At 72.9% G+C, this 23319-nt stretch carries 27 protein-coding genes; 10 read left to right on the forward strand and 17 right to left on the reverse strand.

Annotation, left to right across the window (positions count from 1 at the left end; genetic code table 11):
- Nucleotides 1–13 precede the first annotated feature (13 nt).
- A complete protein-coding gene (locus tag H958_RS0123200) occupies nucleotides 14–850 on the reverse strand; it encodes an SDR family NAD(P)-dependent oxidoreductase (RefSeq protein ID WP_051324717.1) in 837 nt (278 codons plus the stop codon).
- A 32-nt stretch (nucleotides 851–882) separates the two neighbouring features.
- On the opposite strand from H958_RS0123200, the gene H958_RS39775 reads away from it, so the two are divergent.
- Nucleotides 883–1557, forward strand: coding sequence for a GntR family transcriptional regulator (locus H958_RS39775; protein WP_051324718.1), 675 nt, complete (start codon nucleotides 883–885; stop codon nucleotides 1555–1557).
- Here H958_RS39775 and H958_RS0123210 read toward each other — a convergent pair.
- Genes H958_RS0123210 through H958_RS39785 form a run of 5 tightly spaced genes read right to left on the reverse strand, consistent with a single transcriptional unit; the run spans nucleotide 1550 to nucleotide 6068 of the window.
- Nucleotides 1550–2437 (reverse strand): cyclase family protein, encoded by an 888-nt coding sequence (locus H958_RS0123210; RefSeq protein ID WP_196807510.1) that lies wholly within the window; start codon nucleotides 2435–2437, stop codon nucleotides 1550–1552. The genes H958_RS39775 and H958_RS0123210 overlap by 8 nt on opposite strands.
- A 32-nt stretch (nucleotides 2438–2469) precedes the next feature.
- Entirely contained in the window at nucleotides 2470–3042 is a 573-nt protein-coding gene (locus tag H958_RS45355; RefSeq protein ID WP_081686191.1) for a hypothetical protein, read from the reverse strand.
- Nucleotides 3039–3944, reverse strand: coding sequence for a PEP/pyruvate-binding domain-containing protein (locus tag H958_RS0123220; protein ID WP_028060397.1), 906 nt, complete (start codon nucleotides 3942–3944; stop codon nucleotides 3039–3041). The genes H958_RS45355 and H958_RS0123220 overlap by 4 nt, the downstream gene beginning before the upstream one ends.
- Nucleotides 3941–4660, reverse strand: coding sequence for a cyclase family protein (locus H958_RS0123225; protein ID WP_196807511.1), 720 nt, complete (start codon nucleotides 4658–4660; stop codon nucleotides 3941–3943). The genes H958_RS0123220 and H958_RS0123225 overlap by 4 nt, the downstream gene beginning before the upstream one ends.
- Nucleotides 4661–4700: 40 nt before the next feature.
- Nucleotides 4701–6068 (reverse strand): ABC transporter substrate-binding protein, encoded by a 1368-nt coding sequence (locus tag H958_RS39785; RefSeq protein WP_196807512.1) that lies wholly within the window; start codon nucleotides 6066–6068, stop codon nucleotides 4701–4703.
- 112 nt (nucleotides 6069–6180) lie between these two features.
- On the opposite strand from H958_RS39785, the gene H958_RS0123235 reads away from it, so the two are divergent.
- Genes H958_RS0123235 through H958_RS0123250 form a run of 4 tightly spaced genes read left to right on the forward strand, consistent with a single transcriptional unit; the run spans nucleotide 6181 to nucleotide 9662 of the window.
- Complete coding sequence (locus tag H958_RS0123235; RefSeq protein WP_196807513.1) at nucleotides 6181–7188, forward strand: branched-chain amino acid ABC transporter permease; 1008 nt, start codon at nucleotides 6181–6183, stop codon at nucleotides 7186–7188.
- Nucleotides 7185–8192 carry a branched-chain amino acid ABC transporter permease gene (locus H958_RS39790; protein WP_051324722.1) on the forward strand — a complete coding sequence of 336 codons (1008 nt, stop codon included), beginning with the start codon at nucleotides 7185–7187 and terminating at the stop codon, nucleotides 8190–8192. The genes H958_RS0123235 and H958_RS39790 overlap by 4 nt, the downstream gene beginning before the upstream one ends.
- Nucleotides 8189–8944, forward strand: coding sequence for an ABC transporter ATP-binding protein (locus H958_RS0123245; protein WP_028060400.1), 756 nt, complete (start codon nucleotides 8189–8191; stop codon nucleotides 8942–8944). The genes H958_RS39790 and H958_RS0123245 overlap by 4 nt, the downstream gene beginning before the upstream one ends.
- Nucleotides 8931–9662, forward strand: a complete 732-nt coding sequence (locus H958_RS0123250; protein ID WP_028060401.1) for an ABC transporter ATP-binding protein — start codon at nucleotides 8931–8933, stop codon at nucleotides 9660–9662. Before H958_RS0123245 ends, H958_RS0123250 begins: the two co-directional genes overlap by 14 nt.
- Nucleotides 9663–9664: 2 nt before the next feature.
- Here H958_RS0123250 and H958_RS0123255 read toward each other — a convergent pair whose 3' ends face one another.
- The 9 genes from H958_RS0123255 to H958_RS0123295 are packed head-to-tail and all read right to left on the reverse strand — an operon-like array spanning nucleotide 9665 to nucleotide 18066.
- Entirely contained in the window at nucleotides 9665–9922 is a 258-nt protein-coding gene (locus H958_RS0123255) for a hypothetical protein (RefSeq protein ID WP_028060402.1), read from the reverse strand.
- Nucleotides 9894–10184: a putative quinol monooxygenase gene (locus tag H958_RS0123260; RefSeq protein WP_028060403.1), complete on the reverse strand. Its 291-nt coding sequence runs from the start codon at nucleotides 10182–10184 to the stop codon at nucleotides 9894–9896. The genes H958_RS0123255 and H958_RS0123260 overlap by 29 nt, the downstream gene beginning before the upstream one ends.
- 1 nt (nucleotide 10185) lies before the next feature.
- A complete protein-coding gene (locus H958_RS0123265) occupies nucleotides 10186–11028 on the reverse strand; it encodes a fumarylacetoacetate hydrolase family protein (protein ID WP_028060404.1) in 843 nt (280 codons plus the stop codon).
- The gene (locus H958_RS0123270; protein ID WP_028060405.1) at nucleotides 11016–11453 is read right to left on the reverse strand and encodes a (2Fe-2S)-binding protein; all 438 of its coding nucleotides are present in this window, start codon (nucleotides 11451–11453) and stop codon (nucleotides 11016–11018) included. The genes H958_RS0123265 and H958_RS0123270 overlap by 13 nt, the downstream gene beginning before the upstream one ends.
- A complete protein-coding gene (locus H958_RS39795; protein ID WP_051324723.1) occupies nucleotides 11450–13519 on the reverse strand; it encodes a xanthine dehydrogenase family protein molybdopterin-binding subunit in 2070 nt (689 codons plus the stop codon). Before H958_RS39795 ends, H958_RS0123270 begins: the two co-directional genes overlap by 4 nt.
- On the reverse strand, nucleotides 13516–14355 hold the full coding sequence (locus H958_RS0123280) for an FAD binding domain-containing protein (RefSeq protein WP_028060406.1): 840 nt from the start codon (nucleotides 14353–14355) through the stop codon (nucleotides 13516–13518). Before H958_RS0123280 ends, H958_RS39795 begins: the two co-directional genes overlap by 4 nt.
- On the reverse strand, nucleotides 14352–16079 hold the full coding sequence (locus tag H958_RS0123285) for a PEP-utilizing enzyme (RefSeq protein ID WP_028060407.1): 1728 nt from the start codon (nucleotides 16077–16079) through the stop codon (nucleotides 14352–14354). Before H958_RS0123285 ends, H958_RS0123280 begins: the two co-directional genes overlap by 4 nt.
- Nucleotides 16080–16111: 32 nt before the next feature.
- The gene (locus H958_RS0123290) at nucleotides 16112–17026 is read right to left on the reverse strand and encodes a BKACE family enzyme (RefSeq protein ID WP_028060408.1); all 915 of its coding nucleotides are present in this window, start codon (nucleotides 17024–17026) and stop codon (nucleotides 16112–16114) included.
- Nucleotides 17023–18066: a zinc-dependent alcohol dehydrogenase gene (locus tag H958_RS0123295; RefSeq protein WP_037411299.1), complete on the reverse strand. Its 1044-nt coding sequence runs from the start codon at nucleotides 18064–18066 to the stop codon at nucleotides 17023–17025. Before H958_RS0123295 ends, H958_RS0123290 begins: the two co-directional genes overlap by 4 nt.
- A 62-nt stretch (nucleotides 18067–18128) precedes the next feature.
- Between H958_RS0123295 and H958_RS0123300 the strand changes: the two genes are divergently transcribed.
- The gene (locus H958_RS0123300; RefSeq protein WP_231379353.1) at nucleotides 18129–18758 is read left to right on the forward strand and encodes a GntR family transcriptional regulator; all 630 of its coding nucleotides are present in this window, start codon (nucleotides 18129–18131) and stop codon (nucleotides 18756–18758) included.
- A 9-nt stretch (nucleotides 18759–18767) separates the two neighbouring features.
- Here the strand turns inward: H958_RS0123300 and H958_RS0123305 are convergent, their stop codons facing one another.
- Together H958_RS0123305 and H958_RS39800 are read right to left on the reverse strand one after the other, a co-directional pair.
- Nucleotides 18768–19742 (reverse strand): zinc-binding alcohol dehydrogenase family protein, encoded by a 975-nt coding sequence (locus H958_RS0123305; RefSeq protein ID WP_028060411.1) that lies wholly within the window; start codon nucleotides 19740–19742, stop codon nucleotides 18768–18770.
- An 84-nt stretch (nucleotides 19743–19826) separates the two neighbouring features.
- Nucleotides 19827–20309, reverse strand: coding sequence for a MarR family winged helix-turn-helix transcriptional regulator (locus H958_RS39800; protein WP_037411285.1), 483 nt, complete (start codon nucleotides 20307–20309; stop codon nucleotides 19827–19829).
- 61 nt (nucleotides 20310–20370) lie between these two features.
- Between H958_RS39800 and H958_RS0123315 the strand changes: the two genes are divergently transcribed.
- The 4 genes from H958_RS0123315 to H958_RS0123335 all read left to right on the forward strand — a co-directional run bounded on the left by H958_RS0123315 (nucleotide 20371) and on the right by H958_RS0123335 (nucleotide 23317).
- Nucleotides 20371–21369 (forward strand): LLM class flavin-dependent oxidoreductase, encoded by a 999-nt coding sequence (locus tag H958_RS0123315; RefSeq protein WP_028060412.1) that lies wholly within the window; start codon nucleotides 20371–20373, stop codon nucleotides 21367–21369.
- 107 nt (nucleotides 21370–21476) lie between these two features.
- Nucleotides 21477–22250 (forward strand): SDR family NAD(P)-dependent oxidoreductase, encoded by a 774-nt coding sequence (locus tag H958_RS0123320; RefSeq protein WP_028060413.1) that lies wholly within the window; start codon nucleotides 21477–21479, stop codon nucleotides 22248–22250.
- 46 nt (nucleotides 22251–22296) lie between these two features.
- Nucleotides 22297–22674, forward strand: a complete 378-nt coding sequence (locus H958_RS0123325) for a hypothetical protein (protein ID WP_156028202.1) — start codon at nucleotides 22297–22299, stop codon at nucleotides 22672–22674.
- Nucleotides 22622–23317: an ArsR/SmtB family transcription factor gene (locus H958_RS0123335; protein WP_156028204.1), complete on the forward strand. Its 696-nt coding sequence runs from the start codon at nucleotides 22622–22624 to the stop codon at nucleotides 23315–23317. The genes H958_RS0123325 and H958_RS0123335 overlap by 53 nt, the downstream gene beginning before the upstream one ends.
- The last annotated feature ends 2 nt before the right edge of the window (nucleotides 23318–23319 follow it).

Consider the following 23319-nt stretch of genomic DNA (forward strand, 5'->3'; position numbering starts at 1 on the left):
CCGGGCCCGGCGTTCACTGGCACGCGGTCAGGCCGCCGTCGAGCGTCAGCACCTGGCCGGTGATGAACGACGAGGCGTCCGAGCAGAGCAGCAGGGCGGCGCCGACGACGTCGTCGGTGCCGGCGATGCGCCCGAGCGGGATCCGCCGCTCGAGGCCCGCGCGGAACTCCTCGTCGGCGAGCAGGCTCGCGGTCTGCGCGGTCGCGACGAACGTCGGCGAGAGCGCGTTGACCGTGATCCGGTGCTTGGCCCATTCGGTCGCCTGCTGGCGCGTCAGCGCGTCGAGCGCGCCCTTGGCCGCAACGTAGGCGGAGAAGCCGTTGTCGATGCCGAGCTGGCCGCGGACGGAGGAGAGATGCAGCACGCGGCCGCCCTGCCCGCCGGCGATCATGGCGCGCGCCGCGGCCGCGGTCGGCAGCACGGTGGAGCGCAGGTTGAGATCCATGATGCGATCCCACTCGTCCTCCGGATAGGCCTCGGCGGGATACAGCGCCGTGCCCGCCCCGCCGCCGACCGTGTTCACGATCACGTCGACGCGGCCGAAGGCGGCCAGCGTCTGCTCGACCATCCGGTCGGCCTCCTCGCGGCGCGTCAGGTCGGCCACGACGGGCACGGCCTCGGCGCCCTCGCCGCTCAACCGCTCCGTCAGCCCGGCGGCGCGCGACTCGTCGCGGCCGTGTACGGCGATGCGCGCCCCGACGCGCGACAGCGCCTCGGCCAGCCGGCTGCCGATCCCGCCGGTCGCGCCCGTCACGATCGCCACCCGCCCGTCGAGCCGGAAGCGGCCCAGCTCGTCCGTCACCGCCGCAGTCGAGGTCCCCACCGGATCCGCGCTCCCAGAATCGATCATCGATTAGTGATCGTACTGATATCGTCCGGCCGATGGCCGCCACGGACCGCTCATCTCCACCCCCCGCAAAGGCGGTCGTCAGCCGGACCGTGCTGCGGCAGCAGATCAAGGAGCTGCTCCTCGAGCGCATCCTGGCCCACCAGTACGCGCCCGGCGACCGCCTCGTCGAGACCCGCATCGCCCAGGAGCTCGGCGTCAGCCAGGCGCCGGTGCGCGAGGCGCTGCGCGAGCTCGAGACGCTGCGGTTCGTCGAATCGGCGCCGTTCAAGGGCGCCTGGGTGCGAGAGGTCAGCGACGCCGAGCTGGCCGAGATCTACCCGATCCGCGCCGCGCTCGAGGACGTCGCCGCGCGGGCGGCCGCGGAGCGCCTGGCCGGCAAGGTCGCCCCGCTCGAGCGCGAGGTCCGCAGGATGGCGAAGGCGAAGGACCTGCACGAGCAGGTCGAGCACGACGTCCGCTTCCACCGGCTGATCGTCGAGGCCTCGGCCAACGCCCGCCTGATCGAGCTGTGGGGCTCGCTCCAGGTCGAGGCGCGCACGATGATCACGGCGCTCCGCACGGGCCTGGACCCCGTCGACATCGCCAAGCGGCATGAGCCGATCGTGGACGCGCTGCGGCTGGAGGACGCGGACGCCGCCGGTCAGGAGATCCGCCGCCACGTCGAGGACTTCGGTCGCATGTTCATGGACAGCCGCGAGATCAGATGACGGCCACGGGGTCGACCATCGACCCCGTCGCCCCGCGGATCGCGAGCGGCAGCGCGACGAACAGGAACTCGCGCACGCCCGCGGCGGCCAGCGCCTCGAGGTCGAGGCTCTCGAGGATGTAGACGCCGCGCTCGATCAGCAGCAGGGTGTGCACCGGCTGCGGGTTGGCGGGCTCGCCCCGGTCCGGCGCCGGCTGCACCTCGTAGGTCTCCGTGTCGGACCCCGTCGCGACGACGCCGCGCTCGACCAGCAGCCGCGCGGCGGAGATGTCGGGGCCGGCGCCCTTGTGCGCCGCCAGCCGGTCAGGGTCCGGCCAGGCCGACAGGTAGCCGGTCCGCACGAGCGCGACGTCGCCCTCGCCGGCCGCGACGCCGGTCGCCGCCTCGATCGCCAGCAGCTCGTCCGCGCCGACCGCCTCGCCGGCCGCGAGCGCCGTCACGCCGCGCTGCCCGGGTACGTCGTAGAGCACGCCGCGGCGCCACAGCGGCGGGATCTCGGTCGCGTCGCCGGTCAGCGGGCCGAAGTCGCCGAGCTCGGTGCGCGCCGAGCCGCCGTGCCAGCGGTCGTCGTCGCCGATCGTCATGTGCGCGTGCGCGTCGATGTGCGCACCCGTGTGGGTCGTGCCCATCACCAGCTCGCTCATGTAGCCCAGGCAGGCGTCGTTGGGCGCGCCCCACGGCTGGTCGCCCGCCGCACGGATGCCCTGCGGAGTCCGGTAGGAGAGCACCTCGAACGTGGGGTGCCCCGGGAACAGCGGCATCTTGGGAAAGCGCTCGCGCGCAAGCCTGAACATGCGCCCCTCGCGCACGAGCCGCAGCGCCTCGAGCACGCGGGCGGGAGTCGGCGCCGCCGCGTCGGCGGCGGGGCCTCCCGGACGCACGATCCCGCGCGCCGCGATGTCGCCGGCGCGGGTCAGCGCCGCGCCTCCTCGCGCGCGCCGGCGACCGCGCGCAGCCCCGTCTCGAGGTACAGCGCGGCCAGCTCGCGCGCGCGATCCATGCCGGGCGCCATCCGCTCGACCGAGTTGCGCAGCTTCGCGGCGGCCCGCTCGCGCGGGGCGCGCCCGCGCTGCACCCAGCCGACGACCAGCGGGACCATCGTCTCCAGGAACGAGAGCGAGTCGGCCGCCTGCAGCAGGTCGGCCTCGCGCCAGCCGCCCTCCTCGTGGACGCGGATGAGCGCGGCGACCTGGGCGACGAGCGCGTCCGGCGCCTGCTGGTCGCGCAGCCAGGCGGAGGCGATCTCGGCGCAGCGGTCCTGGTGCCAGCGGTTGTAGTCCGGCGAGTCCCAGTCGCGCGCGGAGTCCCAGCCCGGGCCGTCGTCGGGGAACGCGCGCTCGATGTCGTGCACCACCGCGGCGAGGCGGAGCGCCTCGCCCGCGCCGGGCTCGAGCTCGAGCGCCCACGCCTCGGTGCGCAGCAGATGGGGCGCGTGCGGATGCACCGCCTCGACCCAGTCCCGCGCACGTGGGAGCAGCTCGCTCATGCAGTGACCGGCCGCGCCTGCAACACGAAGATCTCGCCGCCCTGCATCGCCCACTCGATGTCCTGCGGCGCGCCCAGGCGCTGCTCGAGCTCGTCGCCGATGCGCGCGAGCCGCATGAGCACGTCCTCGTCCACCTTCTGCGCGCCGCCTTCCTGCGGGCTCAGCTCGCGCGCCTCGACGCCGCCCTGGGGGAGCGACACGATCGCGTACGGCTGCGTGTGGACCTGCGCCTTCCTGACCCGGCCGTCGCGCTTGAGCACGTAGTGATCCGGCGTCACCTGGCCCGAGACGACCGCCTCGCCCAGCCCGAGCACCGCCTCGACCACCATGCGGTCCTGGCGCTTGGCCACGGGATCGCAGGTGAAGAGCACGCCGGCGATCTCCGCCTCCACCATCCGCTGCACCACGACCGCCATGCCGAGATCCTCCAGCGAGCCCTTGCGCTCGCGATAGAAGAGCGCGCGCTCGGAGAAGAACGACGCCCAGCAGTCGCGGATCCGGGCGCGCACGTCAGCGCCGCCGCGAACGTGGAGGTAGGTCTCCTGCTGACCGGCGAACGAGGCCTCCTCCGAGTCCTCCGCGCAGGCGCTCGAGCGCACCGCCACCGGCACGTCGCCCTCGCCGAGCTGCGCGTAGGCGCTCAGCACGGCGCTCCGCAGCGCCGCGTCGAGCTCGACTTCGCGGATCAGGGCCTGCGCGCCCTCGGCATCGCGCCGCGCGGCGAGCGCGCGCAGCTGGACGCCGCCGTCCGGCAGCGCCGCGGCGAGCGCTCCCGCGCCGATCACGAAGCCCGGCGGCACGGGCAGGCCCAGCGCCGTCATGCGCGCGAGCGATGATCCCTTGCCCCCGGCCTCGGCGACGTCGAGGCACGCGGCCTCGCCGAACGAGAGCACGCTCGTCACTCGTCGATCACCGCGACCGCGCGGACGGGAGCCGCCGTGGTTCCGACCCATTTGACCGGAAGCACGCAGAGCTGGAAGCCGTGCGGCCGGCCGATCTGGTCGAGGTTCATGAGGTTCTCGAGATGCCAGTACTCCTCGTCCCACATGACGCGATGGGCCTCCCAGAAGAGCTTCTTCTCGAACATCGCCCAGACCGGCGGATCGTAGGTGATCGCGTCGCAGCCCATCAGCCGCACCCCGTGCGAGATCAGCCAGCGCGTCGCCTCGCCGCTCATCCCCGGATGGTCGGTGCGGTAGCGCTCCTCGGTGTTGTAGGCGCCCGCGCCGGTGTGATTGAGCACGATGTCGCGCTCCTTGAGCGTGTACTCGATCCGGTCGAGCTCGGCCTTGACGTCCTCGACGGAGATGACGTACCCGGGCTCCTTGTCGGTGAAGTCGAGCAGCACCCCGTCCGACACGCAGTACTCGAGCGGGATCGTCTCCGGCCCGCCGGCGGTCGGCACGATGTGCTTGCGCGCGTCCAGATGCGTTCCGACGTGGTCGTTGGACACGACCAGGTAGCTCGCGGTCAACGAGTCCACGCCGTGCTCGGCGGCGCCGATGCGGGTGGCGAAGTCCTCGTGGCTCTCATAGACGGTGAGCGCGGGCGGTGGGACCCGCGGGAACGTCAGCATGTCCATGTGCACCGGCATCGAAAGGTCGACGATTCGCCTCACGGCGCCTCCTGTTCGGTCGCTTTGGAAGTCACGAGCCGCCTCAGCCCTGCGCCCACTGCGGCACGGGCCCCTTGGCGCACTGCGGGCTGTCGCGCCCCGGCGGCTTCGCGCCGGGCTTGAAGGCGCCGCCGAAGTCCTGCGAGACCTCCGGCACCGTCCGCGCGACCTTGAAGCCGAGCTTGCCGTTGTCGACCACCTGGACAACGTAGGCCGGCTGGACGGAGTTGCGGTTGGCGTCCAGCTTCACCGAGCCGTTCGGGAACGTCGGATTCAGGTTCGTCAGCGCGTCGCGGAACGTCTTCTGATTGCCCGCCACGTCGCCCTTGACCTTGTTCAGGCCGTCGATGATCGCCCTCATCCCGTCGTAGTAGAGGACGGTGAACAGGCTCTGGGCGAGGTCGGGCTTGTAGACCTTCGAGAAGCCGTCGACGTAGTTCTTCCAGTCCGCGCCGGTTCCGCCCAGCGGGACCGGCGAGCCGCCCACGAGCCCCGCGAGCTGGTTGCCGACCGTGAAGGCCGTCGGGTCGAGCACCGAGGAGCCGCCCAGCGCGTGCCCGTTGATCTGCTGGCCGAGCTGGGTGTAGGACTTCAGCGCGTTGACGGTGTTCGTGCCGCCCGTCAGGAACAGCACGCCGTCGACGTCGCGCGGAAGCTGGGCCACGTAGGAGGACCAGTCCGTCGTCGTCAGCGGCGCCCACACGCGCTTGGTCACCTGGCCGCCGAGGCCGCAGAACTCGGCGAGGAACCCGGCCGCCTGCGTGTACGGATAGGAGTAGTCCTCGCCGAGGATGGCCGCCTTCTTCCAGTGCAGCGTGTTGTACGCGTAGGAGCCCAGGCCGGCCATCCACTGCGCGCCGTCGCCGCCGAAGCGGAAGAAGTTCGGCGCGTGCACGCTGAGCGTCGTCTCCTGGGCGCCCGAGGTGCCGTTGACGAACGTGACCTGCGGCTGCGTCTTGGCGTAGTTGGCCACCGCGATGCCCTCGTCGCCTGAGAGCGGGCCGAGCAGCACGTCGACCTTGACGCTCTCGACGAGCCGGCGCGCCTCCGCGACCGCCTTGTCGGGCGTCGCGTCCGAGCAGCCGAACGAGAGCTGCACCGGGCGCTCGGCGATCGTGGCGCCGGTGACCTGATCCTGCGGGCCGGTGCCGGCCGCCTTGCCGCCGGCATCCTGCACGAGCGCGTACTTCGCGCCGGAGAACGCCTCGGCCTCGAACAGGGCGAACGGGCCGCCGCAGGTCGTCAGCACGCCGATCTTGAGCGCCTTCCCGTTCCCTGAGCTCGCTGCGGTCGTCGCAGTGGACGTCGGCGTCGCCGTCGAGCCGCTCGAGTTGTCGTTGCTCGAGCCGCAGCCGGCGAGCACCAGCGCGGCCGCCGCTGAAGCCGCAAGCGTTGTCCATCCTCGTGCCATGAGCCCTCCTCCAGGGATCCGCCTCGGACCGCCTCTTATAGCGCCCCGATCACCGAGAATCAAGAATCGATGATCGTTGCCCGATGATGGTTCAGGCACTACCATCGCCGCGATGAGGAGAGGTGTTCCGACGATGGTGCTCGCGCGCCGGGCGCCGGGCGTCGTGGCGATCGGGCTGCTCGTCTTCGCCGTCGCTTGGGTGGCCTCCAAGGCGTTCGGCAAGGGGTTCGGCCTGACCGGCAACGGTCCGCAGTTCGTGATCGTGGCCCTCAACGGGCTGAGCCTGGCCGCGCTCTACTTCATCACCGCGAGCGGCTTCACGCTCGTGTTCGGGCTGATGCGCGTGGTCAACATGGCCCACGGCGCGCTCTATCTGCTCGGCGGCTACCTCGCGTTGGACCTGATCGACCACGGCCTCGGCTGGTGGCCGGCGGCGCTGCTCGCGGCCATCGGCTGCGGCGCGCTCGGGCTCGCGATGCAGCAGCTGCTGCTGCGCTGGAACCAGGGGCAGGACCTGCGCCAGGCGCTGATCACGATCGCCGTGGCGATGATCCTCGCCGACCAGATGATCGTGCGCTTCGGCGGCGAGCCGAAGACGATCACGCCGCCGCCGGCGCTCGCCGGCTCGGTCAGCCTCGGCGTGTACCAGCTGCAGTACCCCGCGTTCCGCGTCTTCATCATGGGCGCCGCCGTGGCGGTGGCCGCGCTCCTGTGGGTCCTGATCCGCCACACGCGCTTCGGCATGGTCATCCGCGCCGGCGTGGACGACCGCGGCATGACCTCCGCGCTCGGCGTCAACGTGCAGCTCGTGTTCGCCGGCGCGTTCTTCCTCGGCGCGCTGCTCGCCGGGCTCGGCGGGGTCTTCGGCGGCACCGTGCTCTCGCTGGCTCCGGGCGAGGACGACAAGTTTCTTCTCAGCTCGCTCGTCGTCGTGATCATCGGCGGGCTCGGAAGCCTGCAGGGAGCCGCGGTCGGCGCCCTCGCGCTCGGCCTGGTCGAGCAGCTCTCGGCCGTGTATCTGCCGTCGGCCTACACCAACTACTCCGTGCTGCTGACGTTCGTCCTGCTCGTGGCCGTGCTGGCGGCGCGACCCGCCGGCCTGTTCGGGAGAACGGCATGACGGCGCGCCGGCTCGCCGCGCCCGCCGTGGTCATCGCGCTCGCGCTCGTGCCGCTGGTCTTCTCCGGCTACTTCACCGGCGCCGTCGCGTCGCGTGCGCTCTACCTCGGCCTGGCCGCCGCCAGCCTGACGTTCCTCGCCGGCTACGGCGGCATGGTGTCGCTGGCGCAGACCGCGCTCTATGGGATCGCCGGCTTCGTGATGGCGCGCCTGATCGTCAACAGCGGGATGGACCCGATCCCCGCGGCGCTCGTCGCGATCGCCGTGGGGGTCGCGTTCGGCGCGCTCTTCGGCGCCGTCGCGAGCGGCAGCGAGGGCATCTACCTGCTGATGATCACGCTCGCGCTGGGCGTGATCACGTTCTACTTCTTCTCACAGGTGACCGCCTTCGGCGGCCACGAGGGCATCAACGGCGTCGCGACGCCCGGGTTCATCGGCGACCCGGTCCGCCACCCGGCGGCGATCTACTACCTGACCCTCGCCTGCAGCGCCGGCGCGTACGCCCTCATCCGCTACGTCGCCCGCACGCCGTTCGGGCTCGCGCTGCAGGGGGTGCGCGACGACCCGGTCCGCATGCGCGCCCTCGGCTACAACGTGCGCGCGCAGCGGACGCTGGGCTTCGCCGGCGGCGCCTTCCTCGCGGCCCTCGCCGGCGTGCTGGGTACCTGGCACGAGACGCGCATCTCGCCCGGAACGATCGACGTCTCGCAGACGATCCAGCTGCTCACGATCGCGGTCATCGGCGGCCTGTACCGGATCGAGGGCGCGTGGATCGGCGCGCTGCTCTACACCCTGCTCGACACCTACACGCGCGGCGTGACCGGGCGCTTCGAGACGTGGATCGGGCTGATCCTGCTCGTCATCCTCATCCTCAGCCCCGACGGCGTCACGGGCCTCCCCGGGCAGCTGCGCGCCCGCACGCGCCGGCGACCGGTCGCGGGCGGCGGCGAGCAGTCGGTCGAGAGCCTGGGCCGGCCGGCCGAGCCGGGGTCGGTGGCGCGATGACCGCCACGCTGCTGCGCGTACACGAGCTGGGACGGCGCTTCGGCGGCGTCCACGCCGTGCGCGGCGTCGACCTCGAGGTGGCCGGCGGCGAGCGGCGGGCGATCCTCGGCCCCAACGGCGCCGGCAAGTCGACCCTGTTCAACCTGATCGCCGGCGACCTCGCCCCGACCGAGGGCAGGGTCGAGCTGTTCGGCCGCGACGTCACGGCGATGGCCGTGCGCCGGCGCGTACGGCTGGGGCTCGGCCGCACGTACCAGACCTCGCGCGTCCTCGCGGGGCTCAGCGTCGAGGACAACCTGTACGTGGCCGTGCTCGGCACCCAGCGCGGGCACCTGCGCCCGCTGCGCAGCCGCGCCGACCGCGGGCGCCGCGAGCGGGCGCGCGAGGTGGCCGCGCAGGTCGGCCTCGCCGACCGGCTCGACGCGCCGGCCGGGTCGCTCTCGCACGGCGAGCAGCGCCAGCTCGAGGTCGGGCTCGCGCTCGCCCCGTCTCCGCGCCTGCTGATGCTCGACGAGCCTGCGGCCGGCCTCTCGCGCGCAGAGCGCGTCGTGCTGACCCGCACGCTGCTCGACCTCGACCCGGAGGTGACGCTGATCATCATCGAGCACGACATGGACGTGGCGCTGACGGTCGCCGCGCGCGTGACGATGCTGCACCAGGGCACGCTGCTGCTCGAGGGCACGCCCGCCGAGATCCGCGCCAGCAAGCTCGTCCACGACATCTACCTCGGGAGCGGCCATGGCGGAGAGTGAGCAGCTGCTGGAGGTCGCCGGGCTGCGCGCCCACTACGGCTCCGCGCTCGCCGTCGAGGACGCGACGTTCGCGGTCGGCGGCGAGCCGGTGGCGATCGTCGGCCGCAACGGCATGGGCAAGACGACGCTCTGCCGCGCGATCGCCGGCATCCAGCCGCCGACCGTGCAGGGGTCGATCCGCTTCGCCGGCGCCGAGCTCGCCGGCCGGCCGTCGTATCGCATCTGCCAGGCCGGCATCGGCTACGTGCCCCAGGGCCGGCGCCTGTTCGGCTCGCTGAGCGTCGAGGAGCACCTGCGGATGATCAGCCCGCGCCTCGTCAAGCGCGGGCGCTGGTCGATCGACGCCGTCTACGCGCTGTTCCCACGACTCGCCGAGCGCCGCAAGGTCGGCGGGACGCAGCTCTCCGGCGGCGAGCAGCAGATGCTCGCCATCGCCCGCGCGCTGCTCACGAACCCGCGCGTCCTGCTGATGGACGAGCCCTCGGAAGGGCTCGCGCCGCGGGTCGTCGAGGAGCTGGTCGAGACGTGCCGCACGCTCGCCGGCGAGGGGATCGGCCTGCTGCTGGTCGAGCAGAACCTCAGCGTGGCGACGGCCCTCGCCGACCGCATCCTCGTGATGGTCGCCGGCCGCATCGCGCTCGAGACGACGGCGGCGGCGCTGGAGGCCGACGAGGACGCCCAGCGCCGCTACCTCGGCGTCGAGCCGCTCGCGGCCTGAGCTCAGCCGTACCGGCGCACCAGGACGGCGACGACCACGGCCAGCGCGGCGGCGGCGGGCAGGACGAGCCGCAGCCGCGCCCGCGGCCGCCGCGGCGACGCGACGTCGTCGGCCGCGGGCGGCGAGGCCTGCGAACGGGACGGAGCGCCCGCGCGGATCGCGTGGCCGCGCGCGGCCGCCTCCGCCGAGGCGGCCGCCGGGCCGGGCGGCAGGCGGTCCTGCCAGCGCGGCTCAGAAGGTCTCGAAGAACTCGCGCTCACGCGCTTCCAGCAGCTCGGGGATCGCCTCGCCCTTCACGAGCCGCGTGAAGTGCTCGGAGTCCATGTGGGCCTGGTAGCCGGCCTCGTCGACGTACTGCTCGTAGAGATAGAACAGCTGCGGGTCCTCGGGCGAGCGGTGCGCCTGGTAGAAGCGGTTGCCGGGCTCCGCGCGCGACGGGTCGGTCATCTCCCGGCAGACTTCGGCGAGCCGTTCCTCCTTGCCGGGCTTCGCCCGCCACTTCGCCGACACGACGTAGGCCATCTCAGGCTCCCTTCGTTGCGATGGTGTTGCGCAGCACGCCGATGCCCTCGATCTCCATCTCGACGACGTCGCCCGGGGCCAGCCGGCGGTCGAGCTCGATGCCCGAGCCGCCGGGCGCGGTCCCCGAGCCGATCACCTCGCCTGGATAGAGGGTCTGCGAGCGTGAGGCGTAGGCGATCAGGTCGCCGAAGCCGTGGTGCATCGCGCCCGAGGACGCCTCGCCCCACGTCTCGCCGTTGACGCGCACGGTCATCCGCACGTCCGCGGCGTCGAGCTCGTCGGCGGTCACGATGCAGGGCCCGAGCACGTTGGAGCCGTCCCAGTCCTTGGCCTTGCCGGGACCCATTCCGATCGGCAGCTCGCGCGCCTGCACGTCGCGGGCGGACATGTCGTTCCAGATCGTCCAGCCGAAGACGGCCGACCGCGCCGTCTCGGGCGTGAGGTCGCGCACCGGCGCCGGGCCGATGACCGCGGCCAGCTCGAGCTCGTGATCGAGCCGGTCGGTCCAGGCCGGCCACGGGATCTCCTCGTCCGGCCCGATCACCGTGTCGGGCATGCCCTTGTAGTAGGCGGGGACCTCGTACCACTCGGCGGGGATGTCGCGCCCGAGCCGACTGAGCGCGGCCTTCATATGGCCTTCGAACGCGAGGAAGTCGCGCAGCGAGCGCGGGCGCAGCGGCGCCAGCAGGCGGACGTCGCCGTTCACCGGCGTGCGCGTGCCGGCGGGCGCGCCGGCGGCGATGAAGGCGACCATGTCGCCGTCGAAGCCGAGGTCGTGGACCGTCCCGTCCGCGAGCGCGCCGACGCGCGGCCCCGCGCCGGCGTCGTAGGTCACGAGGCGCATCGGCGCACCGCCTCGGCGATCTTGACGTAGGACCCACAGCGGCACAGGTTGCCGCCCAGCGCCTCGGCGATCTCCTCGTCGCCGGGCGACGGGTTGAGCTCCAGCAGCCGCTTGGCGGCGAGCACGAAGCCGGGCGTGCACCAGCCGCACTGGAACGCGTGCGCCTCGGCGAACGCGCGCTGCACGGGGTCCCCGTCGAGCCCCTCGACCGTGGTCACCTCGCGCCCCGCGGCCTGCGCGGCCAGCGTCAGGCAGCCCGACACCGGCTCGCCGTCGAGCAGCACGGTGCAGGCGCCGCACACGCCGATGGCGCAGGTCTCGCGGACCGACAGCAGCCCCGCGCGGCGCAGCGCCGGCAGCAGCATCTCGTCGGTCCGGGCGTCGAGCACGGCCGCGCGGCCGTTGAGGATCAGCTCCACGCTCACCTGCGGTCGACCGCCTCCAGCACGGCCTCGGGCGTGATCGGCAGCTCGGTCACGTGCAGGCCGAGCGAGTGCAGCGCGTTCCCGATCGCCGCCGGGACGGGCGGAAGCGCGGTCTCCCCGAGCCCATGGACCTCGGCCCCCTCGCGCTCGATCAGGTCGTGCGTCATCCGCACGGGGAGGTCCGCCGCAGCCGGGATGTTGTAGTCGGAGAAGTTCGCGTTGGAGACCTGTCCGTCCGCGAACGCGATGCGCTCGAGCAGCGCGGTGCCCAGGCCCATGATCATCGAGCCCTCGTTCTGCAGCTCGGCCCCCTCGCGGTTGACGACGCGGCCGGCGTAGACCGACGCGTGCAGGTGCTCGACGCGCACCGCGCCCGTCTGCTCGTCGACGGTCACGTGGGCGGCTGCCGCGCCCTGATGCCAGTGCGACGAGGCGACGCCCTGGCCCGTGTCGGGGTCGAGGCCGCCCTCGTTGACGATCTCGCCCACGCCGCGCTCGCCGTCCCCCACGCGCAGGTCGGCGACGGCCCGCTCGAGCGCGCGGCCCATCATGTGCGTCGAGCGGCTGGACGTCGTGCGCGTGTCGTACGGCGAGCTGTCGGTGTCAGGGTCCGGCACCTCGATCTGGCCGGGCTCGCAGCCGAGCATCTCGGCGCCCATGAGCCGCAGCGAGCGGCGGATCCCCTGCCCCATCTCGCATGAGGCGGAGCGGATGACGTAGCCGATCGGCGTGCGCTCGACGCTGATCTGCGCGCGGCTCGGCGTCTGCATCCCCTTCAGCAGGACGCACAGGCCCTTGCCGCGCGGGTCGTCCTCGTAGCCGACGGCGTCGGCGGCCGCCTGCAGGCACTCCTCGAAGTGGACGTCGTGCATCACCTCGCCCGTCGCGAAGCGGTCGCCGTCGCGCAGCAGGTTCCTGCGCCGCAGCTCGAGCGGGCTCATGCCGAGCGCTTCCGCGAGCACGTCCATCGTGCGCTCGGAGGCCCACACCGACTGCATGGCGCCGTAGCCGCGATACGCGCCGTTGGGCGGCAGGTTGGTGTAGATCGCGAGCGAGTCGACGCGCACGTTCGGGATCCGGTACGGCCCGACGCCGGCGTAGCCGAGCTTGGTCGCGACGCCCGGCCCGCAGTCGGCATAGGCGCCCGTGTCGACCCAGCAGTCGAGCTCCTTCGCGACGAGCGTCCCATCGCGGCGCGCGCCGATACGCACGCGCACCGTCGCCGGGTGGCGGTTGAGCGTCGCGAACTCCTCGGCGCGGTCGAGCACCGCCTTCACCGGCGCCCCCGCCTTGCGGGCGAGCGCGGCCACCACCGCCTCGAGCCGCACGAAGGTCTTGGCCCCGAACGAGCCGCCCATCGGCGGGGCGACGATCCGGATGCGCTCCTCGGGGAGGCGGAAGACCCCGGCCAGGTCGCTGCGCACGTTGTACGGCGTCTGCGTCGCGGTCCAGACCGTGAGCCGCTCGTCGTTCCACTCGGCGAGCGTGGCGTGCGGCTCGAGCGCCATGTGCGCGGCGCTCGGGGTCCGGAAGGCCTCCTCGACGACGACGTCGGCCTGCGCCATCGCCGCCGCGGCGTCGCCGTGGCGGATCAGGAAGCGATGACAGACGTTGGAGCCCTCGATCGGGCGCACGTCGATCGACACCGCGTCGTGCGCCGACGCCCCCGACTGCTCGTGCAGCGCCGGCGCGCCGGGCGCCACGGCCTCGACCGGGTCGAAGACCGCCGGCAGCTCGTCCCACTCGACCTCCACAAGCGCGGCCGCGGCTCTCGCGGCTGCGCGCGTCGGCGCGGCCACCGCGGCGACGATGTCGCCGGCGAACCGCGCGACATCCGCCAGCACGAGCTGGTCCTTGACCTGGCAACCGTAGGCGCCGAGGTCCTCGACGTCGGCGCCGGTCAGTGTGACGCAGCCGTCCGGGAGCCCGCTCACGTCGACGGCGCGCACGCGCGCGTGGGCGTGCGGCGAGCGGACGAAGGCGGCGTGCAGCATCCCGGGACGCTCGGCGTCGCACGCATAGCGCTGCGCGCCGGTCACGCGCGCGTCGAGGCCCGCGACGTTCACGGTGCGAGCTCCTCGAGCGCGCGCCGCACCTCGACGGCGGTTACCCGGCGCCGGTAGGCCGCCGAGCCGCGGGCGTCCTCCATCGGCTCGACGCGCTCGGCGTAGCGGCGCGCGATCTCCTCGCGCAGCGCCGGCTCGAGCGGCTGCCCGTCGGCGAGCCCGCACACGTCCGGGAAATGCTGGGGCACCTCCGCGACGGCGCCGACGACGACGCGCACGCGCCCGTCGTCGCGCGTGGCGGCGACGGCGACGCACGGCCGGTCCTCGGTCGAGCGGGCCCGGAACTTGCGGTAGACCGCCCGCTCCGGCGCCGGCGGGACCACGACCTCGACCAGCAGCTCGTCGGGCTCGATGCAGGTCTCGTAGTAGCCGAGGATCAGCTCGCCGACGGTGACCGTGCGCTCGCCGCGAACCGAGCGCAGGACGACCTGCGCGCCGAGCGCCGCGAGCATCGCCGGCGGGTCGGACGCGTAGTCCGCGTCCGCCAGCACCCCGCCGACCGTGGCCTGGTTGCGGATCCGCGGGCTCGCCACGAGCCCGAACGCGCGCGCCAGCGCCGGCCACCCGGTGCGCACCGCCTCAGAGCGCGCGACGGCGGTGTGCGTCGCCATCGCGCCCAGCCGGAGCCATCCGCCGGCGGTCTCGATCGTACCGAGCCCGGCGACGCGGCCGAGCGACAGGAACGCCGCCGGGCTGAGGAAGCCCTGGTTCATCAGGATGCCCAGGAAGGTCCCGCCCGCCAGCACGGTCGCCTCGTCGCCGTGCTCGTCGCGCAGCGCCAGCGCCTCCTCGAGCGAGGAGGGCGCCAGCCAGGTCGGTTCGGCTTCCGCCGTCACCCGAGGATCTCGACCACGCCGGTCGCGCCGTTGACCCGCACGCGGTCGCCGGTCTTGATCCGCTCGCCGGCGTTGCCGGTGCCCACGACCGCCGGGATGCCGAACTCGCGCGCCACGACCGCCGGGTGAGAGACGGTGCCGCCGGCCTCGGTGACCAGCCCGGCGATCTTCGTGAACAGCACGACCCACGCGGGGTTGGTCATGCGGCACACGAGGATCTCGCCCTCCTGCACCTGGTCGAACTCCGCCAGCGAGGAGACGAAGCGCGCCGATCCTTCGACGACGCCGGGCGACGCGGCGAGCCCCTTGATCTCCCCGGTGGTGGTCGGCTCGCCCGCGTAGAAGCGGTCCGGGAAGCCCCACAGTCCCGCGTAGGGGAAGTCCAGCGCCTCCTGCGTCGCGGTCCCCAGCCACGCCGGCGGGCGCCGCTCGAACGCGTCCTCGCGGTCGTCGCGGCGGTCGGACACGAGCTCGCGCGCGTCGAAGGCCTGCGGGTCGGCCAGCAGGCGCCGCAGCTCGTTGTAGTGCAGGAAGACGACGTCCTCGGGATCGGCGAGCGCGCCGGCCTCGACGAGCTTGCGGCCGGCCGCCATCGCCACGACCCGCAGCCGGGCGTTGGTCCCCTGGTCGACGTAGAAGTGGTGGTCCGGCGTGAGCGGGTTCATGTTCAGCGACAGCTGCAGGGCGGCGGCGAGCTTCTCGCGATCGGCGCCCTCGACGCCCTCCATGACCGCGCGCTTGGCGTCCTCGAGGTCGTCGCGCACGGCCCGCAGGCTCGACGGGTAGTCGTAGTCGGTCGCGATGTACCCGCGGATCGCCTCGATGATCGGCGCGGGGTCCTCGGCCCACAGCTTGTACATCAGCTCGTGCGACCAGATCGACTTGTAGCCGAAGGTGCGCTGGTGGGTCTCGATCCGCTCGGCGATGAAGCGCCGGCCGCGCTCGGAGCCGCCGAGCGCCGCCATCACCTCCGGCGCCGTCGGCGCCTCGAACGCGGCCCGCAGCTCGGCGTCATCCACGACCTCCTGCTTGGCCTTCCAGAGGTCCTCGATCGAGTCCCAGTTGCGGTCCTCGACGCTGGACTGCAGGCGCCCCATCAGCCCCGTGTCGGCGCCGACCTCCGCGATCGCCGCGTTCAGGTTCGTGGTCGAGGCGAACTGCGCGAAGTTGAGCATCCAGTGGATCTTCCAGTGGCGGTCGTGCACGTCGATCGCGTCCTCGAGCAGGACCGCGAGCTCGAGCAGCGACGCGCCGTCGTAGTCGAAGCCGTCGAGGTACGCGAAGTTGCGCTCGATCTCCGGCCGCAGCCGGTCCTTCCACCACTGCATGAAGTTGGACGCGTAGACCGGCAGCACGCCGCCGAGATACCCACCGATCTGGCCGGCGTACTCAGGGTCGCGCGGCGTGCGCGGCGCGTAGCGGCTCTCGTACTCCGTCGCCTCGGCGCGCAGCGACGGATCGCACGGGATCGCCGCCGTATAGACGTAGCCGTTGATCTCCTTGGCGATCCAGTCGCAGGCGAACGGGGTGCCGAAGCGCCTGAACATGTGGTCGCAGGTCAACCACCAGCCGCCGATGTCGAAGAACAGCGGCGACACGGGGTTCGGGATGTGCAGGTCGTCGTGGATCCAGAAGAGCTCCTTCTCGCCCTCCTCCCACCGGACCGGGAACTCGTCCGACCCGAAGTTCGTACCCAGGACCTGATGCTGCTGCGTGGCGGCCATGCTCTCTCCTCCCTCGGTGCCGGAACGATAGATTATCGATGATCGAGAGACAACAGCTCGCGCGCGCCGGGCGGGCCGGTCGGCTCGCGGTCCAGCAGCGGCGCGATCGCCAGCGCCTTCTCGACCAGCTCGGCGTTCGACTGCGCGCGCCGGTCGCGCGCGACGCGCAGGTTGTCCTCCAGGCCCACGCGGATGTGCCCGCCGAGCATCATCGACGTCGCGGCGAGGTGGAACTGGGCCGGGTAGCCGACGCCGGCGGCCGACCACGTGAACCCGTCCGCGCCGAACAGGCTGACGGCGGTCCGGTGCATGTGCACGAGCTGCTCGATCGTCGCCGCGTTGGCGCCCAGCACCCCGAGCACGAACTGCAGGTGCGCGGGGAAGTCGACCAGCCCCTGGTCGGCGAGGTGGCGGAGGTTGTAGATGTGGCCCACGTCGTAGACCTCGTACTCGGGCTTCGTGTCCGCCTCGCGGAAGATCTCCGCCAGCCGGTAGACGTCCTTGAAGGTGTTGCGAAAGATGTAGTCGCGCGTGCCGTCCAGGTACTCGACCTCCCACGGCGCCATCTCCGGCCGCGGCTTGACGCCGAAGATGCCGAAGTTGAACGAGCCGCAGTTGAACGTCGCCATCTCCGGCCGGCACTCGGCCACCACCCGCGCACGCTCGTCGATCGTCATCCCCACGCCGCCGCCGGTCGTCGGCTGCACGATCGCGTCGCAGCGCTCGGCGATGCCGGCCATCACGTGCTTGAACAGCCCCAGGTCCGACACCGGCCTGCCGGTCTCGGGCTCGCGGACGTGGAGGTGGACGATCGCGGCGCCCGCGGCGTGCGCGGCGACCGCGGAGTCGACGATCTCCTCCGGCGTGATCGGGATCGCCGCGCTCTGGCCGGGCACGCTCATGCCGCCCGTGATCGCGCACGAGAGCAGCACGCGCGGATCGCTCATGGCCGCACGACCACCTTCAGGGCGCCGTCGCGGCGCTCGGTGAACGTCGCGTACGCGTCGCCGAAGTCCTCGAGCCCGAAGCGGTGCGTGATGAGCTCGCGCAGCCGCAGCCTGCCTGAAGCGACGAGCTGGATCGCGCGCGGCATCTCGCCCGCCGCCGCGCGCACCCCGACGACGTCGATCTCGTCGAGCACGAGCCGCTGCATCGGGACGCGGGCGTCCTCGAACGGGATCCCGATGACGGCGACGCGGCCGCCCTTGCGCACCATGCCGACGCACTGCGCGACCGCCTCCGCCGCGCCGGAGCACTCGAGCGCGACGTCGGCCCCGCCTGCGCCGGTGAGCCCGCGGATCGCGGCGACCGGATCGCCGGCCTCGACGTCGACGGTCTCGTGGCCGAGCGCGGACGCCTTCGCCAGCCGCTGCCCGCGGCCGACGACGATCACGCGGCCCGCACCGAGCGCGTGGGCGCACTCGGCGACGAGCAGCCCCATCACCCCGGGGCCGACGACGGCGACCGTGTCGCCGGCGCGGTGGCCGCCGCGGATCACGGTATGCAGCGCGATCGCGGTCGGGTCGAGCATCGCCGCCTCCTCGTCGGAGATCGAGTCGGGGACCGCGAAGACGCTCTTGACCGAGTGCACGACGTACTCGGCGTAGGCGCCGTCGGCGTTGTGTCCGTACTGCGCGTGCAGCCCGTCGACGCCGAAGTTCTCGCAGATGTTGTACCGGCCCTCGACGCAGCGCCGGCAGTAGCCGCAGGCGGCATGCGAGGTGCCGGCCACGCGCGTGCCGGGCTCCCACCCGAGCGCCGCGGCGCCTTCGCCCACCTCGACGATCTCCCCGCACCACTCGTGCCCGGGGATCAGCGGCCACGCCTTCGGCCAGAACCCCGGGTAGTCGCCTTCGATGATGTGGGGATCGGTGCCGCAGATCGCGACCGCGCGGACCTTGCAGAGCACCTCGAAGTGCCCCGGCCGGGGTCGCTGGACGTCCTCGACCGCGAACTCGTTCGGCGCCGTCACCACGAGGGCGCGCATCGCTCCTCCTTGCCTCGGGGTCGCCGAGATCATAGATAATCGATAGGCTCGGTCAAGTGGTGGTGACCCGGAGCATGCTTCGCGACCAGGTCAAGGACGCGCTCGTGGAGCGCATCCTCGACGGCGTCTACGGCCCCGGCGACCGCATCGTCGAGATGCGCGTCGCGGAGGAGTTCGGCGTCAGCCAGGCGCCGGTGCGCGAGGCGCTGCGCGAGCTCGAGCTGCTGCGGCTCGTCGTCTCCGAGCCGTTCCGCGGCGCGCGCGTGCGCGAGGTCACGGCGGAGGAGCTGAGGGAGATCTATCCGGTCCGTGCTGCGCTCGAGGAGGTGGCCGCCCGTTCCGCCACTCCCACGCTGGCCGGCGACGTGAAGCCGCTCGAGGCCGAGCTCGCGGCGATGCGGCGGGCGGCCAGGCAGGGCGACGTGCACGCGTTCATCGCCCACGACGTGGCGTTCCACCGCATCATCGTCGAGGCCTCCGGCAACCGCACCCTCCAGGAGCTCTGGCGCTCGCTGCACGTCGAGCTGCGCACCACGATCACCTTGATCAAGCACGCCGCCGAGCTGGCCGAGGCGGCCGAGTCGCACCTGCCGGTCCTGGAGGCGATCGATGCCGGCGACGCGGAACGGGCCGCGGCGATCCTGCGCGGGCACATCGAGGCGTTCGCCGCCTGGATCCCGTCCGAGCCCTGACCGCTCGGGTCAGGCGCGCACGACCACCATCTTGCCGTGCGCCTCGTTGCGCTCCATCACGCGATGGGCCTCGCGGATCTCCTCGAACCCGAACACGCGCGACGGCTTCGCCCGCAGCCGCCCGGCCGCGACCTGCGCCGCGATCGCCTGCAGCGGCACGTCGTCGAGCGGGAACCCGGGTGTTCCGAACACGAAGCTGCCGAAGAAGGTCAGGTAGACGCCGCTCGCCATCTGCAGCAGCGGGTTGAAGTCGGCGATCGGCTCGAGGCCGCCCAGCCAGCCGGCGAGGCACGCTCGGCCGCCGCGGCGCAGCAGCGCGAGCGAATCGAGGATCGTGCTGTTGCCCACGAGATCGAGCACCGCGTCGAGCTGCTTGGCCTCGGGGAGCCGCTCGGAGAGCGCGGGTCCTTCCAGCTCCGCACGCTCCGCGCCGATCTCCTCGAGCAGGCAGAAGCGCTCGCGCTTGCGCGTCGTGGCGATGACGCGCGCGCCCGCGTCGACCGCGAGGTTGACGGCGGCCTGGCCGAACGAGGAGGTCCCGCCGCGGATGAGCAGCGTCTGTCCGCGGGCCAGCTCGAGATTGCGGAACAGGCACGTCCACGCCGTCGCATAGGTCTCCGGGATCGCGGCGAGCTGCGCCCACGGCAGGTCCGATTCGATCGGTGCGACGTTGGACACCGGCGCGCTGGTGTACTCGGCGTAGCTGCCGTTGATCGTGCGCCCGAGGCCGCCCATCAGCGCGGCGACCTTGGCCCCGGCCGGGAGCTCGCCGCCGGGGCAGGCGCGCACCAGCCCGACGCATTCGATGCCGCTGACCTCCGCGGCCTCGGCCCACTCGCCCCGGCGCATGTGCATCTCGGCGTGGTTGAGCCCGAACGCCTTGACCTCGATCACGACATGACCCGGCTGGGGCTCCGGGTCCGGCAGCTCCTTGTAGACGAGGCTCTCCGGTCCGCCGAACCTCTCGATCACGATCGCCCGCATCCCGTGGATACGAGCCCACGGGCGCCTCACCGGCAAGCCGGGCGCGATCGCCCGGCACCGGTGGGCCGGGCGCCGGGAGCCGTGTCAGCGCGCCTGCGGCCGGCGATCCACGGACAGGCGCTCGGCGATCGAGGCCACGATCTCCACGGCCTGCTCGAGGTCCTCGCCCGCGCAGCCGTCCAGCGCGGCGGCGAGCGCGAGCCGGCGCGCGCGGTGGATGCTGCGCAGGGCGGCGCGGCCCGGGGGGGCGATGTGGATGATCGAGACGCGCGCGTCCGCCGGGTCGGCCCCGCGCTCGATCAGGCCGTCCTGCTCGAGGCGCTGGAGGCGCGGGGTGATCGAGGAGGTGTGGACGCCGTGGCACGCCGCGATGTCGGAGACGCGCATCGAGCCGCGGGCGTCGAGGTGCTCCAGCAGCGCCCATGAGGCCGGCGCGAGATCATGGCCGGTGCGCTGCGCCAGATCGCCGATCGTCTGGCGGTCGTTGAGCCAGCCGAGCAGCGAGACGAGTGCGCGCTCGAGGCGCTCGAGCGCGGCGGAATCGGCGGCGGCGGTCGGTCCCGGCACAGCGCCGACTCTACCGCAGATGGATAGTTTGGCCCGTCTATCTACCTGCTAGCTTGGACGCATGTCCTCGTCCGTTGCACTCTCCGTCCTCGACCTCGCGCCGATCGGCGAGCACGAGACCCCGCAGGACGCGCTCGAAGCGAGCGTGCGGCTGGCGCAGCGGGCGGAGCAGCTGGGGTACCTGCGCGTCTGGTACGCCGAGCACCACAACTTCGAGTCGATCGCCTCGTCGGCGACCGCCGTCCTGATCGCCCACATCGCCGCGAACACCCGGCGGATCCGGCTCGGCGCCGGCGGCGTCATGCTGCCCAACCACGCGCCGCTCGTGATCGCGGAGCAGTTCGGCACGCTTGCGACGCTGCACCCGGACCGGATCGATCTCGGGCTCGGGCGCGCTCCAGGCACCGACCAGAACACGATGCGCGCGCTCCGGCGCGACGCGACCTCGGCCGAGAGCTTCCCCCAGGACGTCGTCGAGCTGCAGGGCTACCTCAGCGGCGAGACGCGAATCCCGCACGTGCACGCGATCCCCGGCCGGGGGACCGGTATCCCGCTCTACATCCTCGGCTCCTCGCTCTTCGGCGCCCAGCTCGCCGCCGCGCTCGGGCTGCCCTACGCGTTCGCCTCGCACTTCGCGCCGCAGGCGCTGGAGGCCGCCGTCGCCGTCTACCGGGAGCAGTTCAAGCCCTCGGCGCAGCTCGGCGCCCCGTACGTGATCGCGGCCGTCAACGTGCTGGCCTCCGACAGCGAGGCGGAGGCCCGGCGGCAGCTGGAGCTGCGGCGGCGGACGCTCGCGCGCGGCATCTTCAGCCGCCCCGGCCGGCGCCTGCGCGACGAGGAGCTCGAGATCGTGCTGCGCTCGCCGCAGGGCCTGCACGTCGACCAGATGCTGACCTACACCGCGGCCGGCACCCCCGACACCGTCAGGACCTACCTCGACGAGTTCCGCGCGCACGCGGACGCCGACGAGCTGATGGTCGTGCACCAGGGCGACACCATCGCCGCGCGCCTGCGCTCGCTCGAGCTGCTCGCCGAGACCACCGGCCTCGTCGCCGCCTGAGACCGGTGGGCCCGTCGGGAAGCGGCGCACCGCCGCTCCCCCGCCGCGGCGACGAGCGCGGGACCTCGCTGGGCGTGGGCGGCTGCCCGCGCCGCTAGTGTCGGAGCATGACCGCCGATCTCACCGGCACCCGCGCGCTGGTCACGGGCGGCACCAGCGGGCTCGGCCGCGCGATGGCGCAGGCGCTGGCGCAGGCCGGCGCGAGCGTCGTCCTCACGAGCCGGGACCGGACCCGTGCCGACCAGGCCGCGAGCGAGCTGGGCGGCCGTGTCTCCGGGATGGCGCTCGACGTCCGCGACGAGACCGCGGTCGCCGCCGGGGTCGAGGAGGCCATCCGGCGGCTCGGCGGCCTGAACCTGCTGGTCAACAACGCCGGCATCGGCATGCGCACCGTCAATCCTCGGTTCATGACCGACCCGCAGCCGTTCTGGGACGTCTCGCCGGCCGGATTCCGCGACGTGCTGGAGACCAAGGCGACCGGGTGCTTCCTCGTCGCCCGCGAGGTGGTCCCGCGGATGCTCGCGGCGGGCGGCGGTCAGATCGTGACCGTCTCGATGAACGAGCAGACGATGACCCGCAAGGGCTTCGTGCCGTACGGGCCGTCGGGCGCCGCGGTCGAGGCGCTCGGCCGGATCGTCGCCGCCGACCTCGCGGACACGCGGGTACGGGCCAACCTGCTGCTGCCCGGCGGCGCGACCGACACCGGGATGATCCCCGACGGGATGCCGCAGCCGGCGCGCGAGCGGCTCCTGGACCCGGCGGTCATGGGACCGCCGATCGTCTGGCTCGCCTCGCCGCAGGCGGCGGGCGTGCATGACGAGCGGATCGTCGCGAGCCGCTTCGGCGAGTGGCTGGCGGCGCGCTCGCGCGCCGCGTCCTGACTCCTCCGCCGTGACGAGCGTCCGGACCGGATGCGAACATGTGTTCGTGACGAGTGACGGCTCGCCGATCAGACGGCTCACCGCGGCGCTGCGCGCCGGCGACCTCGCGCGCGTCCGGAGCGTCGCGGCCGAGGTGCGGCACGTCCCGCTGCCCGAGGCGCTCGCGATCCTCGAGCTGATCGAGGCGCAGGACGAAACACGCTTCGAGCCGGCCGCGGTGCGCTGGGCCGGGCGGCTGGCGCTCGAGGCGCCGGGGCTCACGCTCGCGCAGCTGCACCTGGCGATCGAGGCGCTCGACGGCCTCCCGGACGACGAAGCCAAGGCCACGCTGCGGGCGTTCGCCAGGCGCGCGCCTCCGGCGCGGCAGGCGGGTGCGCCCGCGCCATCAAGCGCCCGCGCACGAGTTCCACCGAATTTCTTATGAGTGCTACACGGTCGACATTTACGATCCGGACACCATGCCCACTGTCACAGAATCTTCATCCGGCGAAGAACCGGCCCGTCCTCCTGGCGAGACGTCGGAGGCGCGGATCGCGAAAGCGCTGGCCCATCCGCTGCGGGCCCGCATCCTGCAGCGACTGGGCGAGCGCGTCGCCAGCCCCGGTGATCTCGCCCTGGAGCTCGGCGCCCCACTGGGCGTCGTGAGCTACCACGTCCGAATGTTGCGCGACTACGACTGCGTCGAGCTCGTACGCACCGAGCCACGCCGCGGCGCCCTGCAGCACTTCTACCGCGCAACCGCGCGCCCCACGCTCGACGAGGACCAGTGGAAGACGCTGCCCTCCAGCCTGCGCAAGGAGCTCTCCGGCGAAACCCTCGCCGAGATCGTCGAGGACATGCGCGCCGCCTCGGAAGCCGGCAAGCTCGACGACCCCGAAGTGATCGTCCAACGCACCCCGCTCGAACTCGACGACCGCGCCTTCAAGAAGCTCAACCGCCTGCTCGCCCGCACCCACGAACAAGCACTCGCGATCGCCGCCGAAAGCGCCCAACGCCAAGGCGAGAAGAGCACCACGGTCTTCCCCACCGAGCTCGCCGTGCTGCACTTCAGGCGCGCCGAGCAGTAGAC

Source organism: Candidatus Solirubrobacter pratensis, from assembly GCF_000425945.1.
GTDB classification, from domain to species: domain Bacteria; phylum Actinomycetota; class Thermoleophilia; order Solirubrobacterales; family Solirubrobacteraceae; genus Solirubrobacter; species Solirubrobacter pratensis.

Bases quoted from the DNA above. Each gene is read 5' to 3' on its own strand.
- H958_RS0123200 (WP_051324717.1), bottom strand. From the start codon at position 850: ATGATCGATTCTGGGAGCGCGGATCCGGTGGGGACCTCGACTGCGGCG.
- H958_RS39775 (WP_051324718.1), top strand. From the start codon at position 883: ATGGCCGCCACGGACCGCTCATCTCCACCCCCCGCAAAGGCGGTCGTC.
- H958_RS45355 (WP_081686191.1), bottom strand. From the start codon at position 3,042: ATGAGCGAGCTGCTCCCACGTGCGCGGGACTGGGTCGAGGCGGTGCAT.
- H958_RS39785 (WP_196807512.1), bottom strand. From the start codon at position 6,068: ATGGCACGAGGATGGACAACGCTTGCGGCTTCAGCGGCGGCCGCGCTG.
- H958_RS0123235 (WP_196807513.1), top strand. From the start codon at position 6,181: ATGAGGAGAGGTGTTCCGACGATGGTGCTCGCGCGCCGGGCGCCGGGC.
- H958_RS39790 (WP_051324722.1), top strand. From the start codon at position 7,185: ATGACGGCGCGCCGGCTCGCCGCGCCCGCCGTGGTCATCGCGCTCGCG.
- H958_RS0123245 (WP_028060400.1), top strand. From the start codon at position 8,189: ATGACCGCCACGCTGCTGCGCGTACACGAGCTGGGACGGCGCTTCGGC.
- H958_RS0123250 (WP_028060401.1), top strand. From the start codon at position 8,931: ATGGCGGAGAGTGAGCAGCTGCTGGAGGTCGCCGGGCTGCGCGCCCAC.
- H958_RS0123260 (WP_028060403.1), bottom strand. From the start codon at position 10,184: ATGGCCTACGTCGTGTCGGCGAAGTGGCGGGCGAAGCCCGGCAAGGAG.
- H958_RS0123265 (WP_028060404.1), bottom strand. From the start codon at position 11,028: ATGCGCCTCGTGACCTACGACGCCGGCGCGGGGCCGCGCGTCGGCGCG.
- H958_RS0123285 (WP_028060407.1), bottom strand. From the start codon at position 16,079: ATGGCCGCCACGCAGCAGCATCAGGTCCTGGGTACGAACTTCGGGTCG.
- H958_RS0123290 (WP_028060408.1), bottom strand. From the start codon at position 17,026: ATGAGCGATCCGCGCGTGCTGCTCTCGTGCGCGATCACGGGCGGCATG.
- H958_RS0123295 (WP_037411299.1), bottom strand. From the start codon at position 18,066: ATGCGCGCCCTCGTGGTGACGGCGCCGAACGAGTTCGCGGTCGAGGAC.
- H958_RS0123305 (WP_028060411.1), bottom strand. From the start codon at position 19,742: ATGCGGGCGATCGTGATCGAGAGGTTCGGCGGACCGGAGAGCCTCGTC.
- H958_RS0123315 (WP_028060412.1), top strand. From the start codon at position 20,371: ATGTCCTCGTCCGTTGCACTCTCCGTCCTCGACCTCGCGCCGATCGGC.
- H958_RS0123320 (WP_028060413.1), top strand. From the start codon at position 21,477: ATGACCGCCGATCTCACCGGCACCCGCGCGCTGGTCACGGGCGGCACC.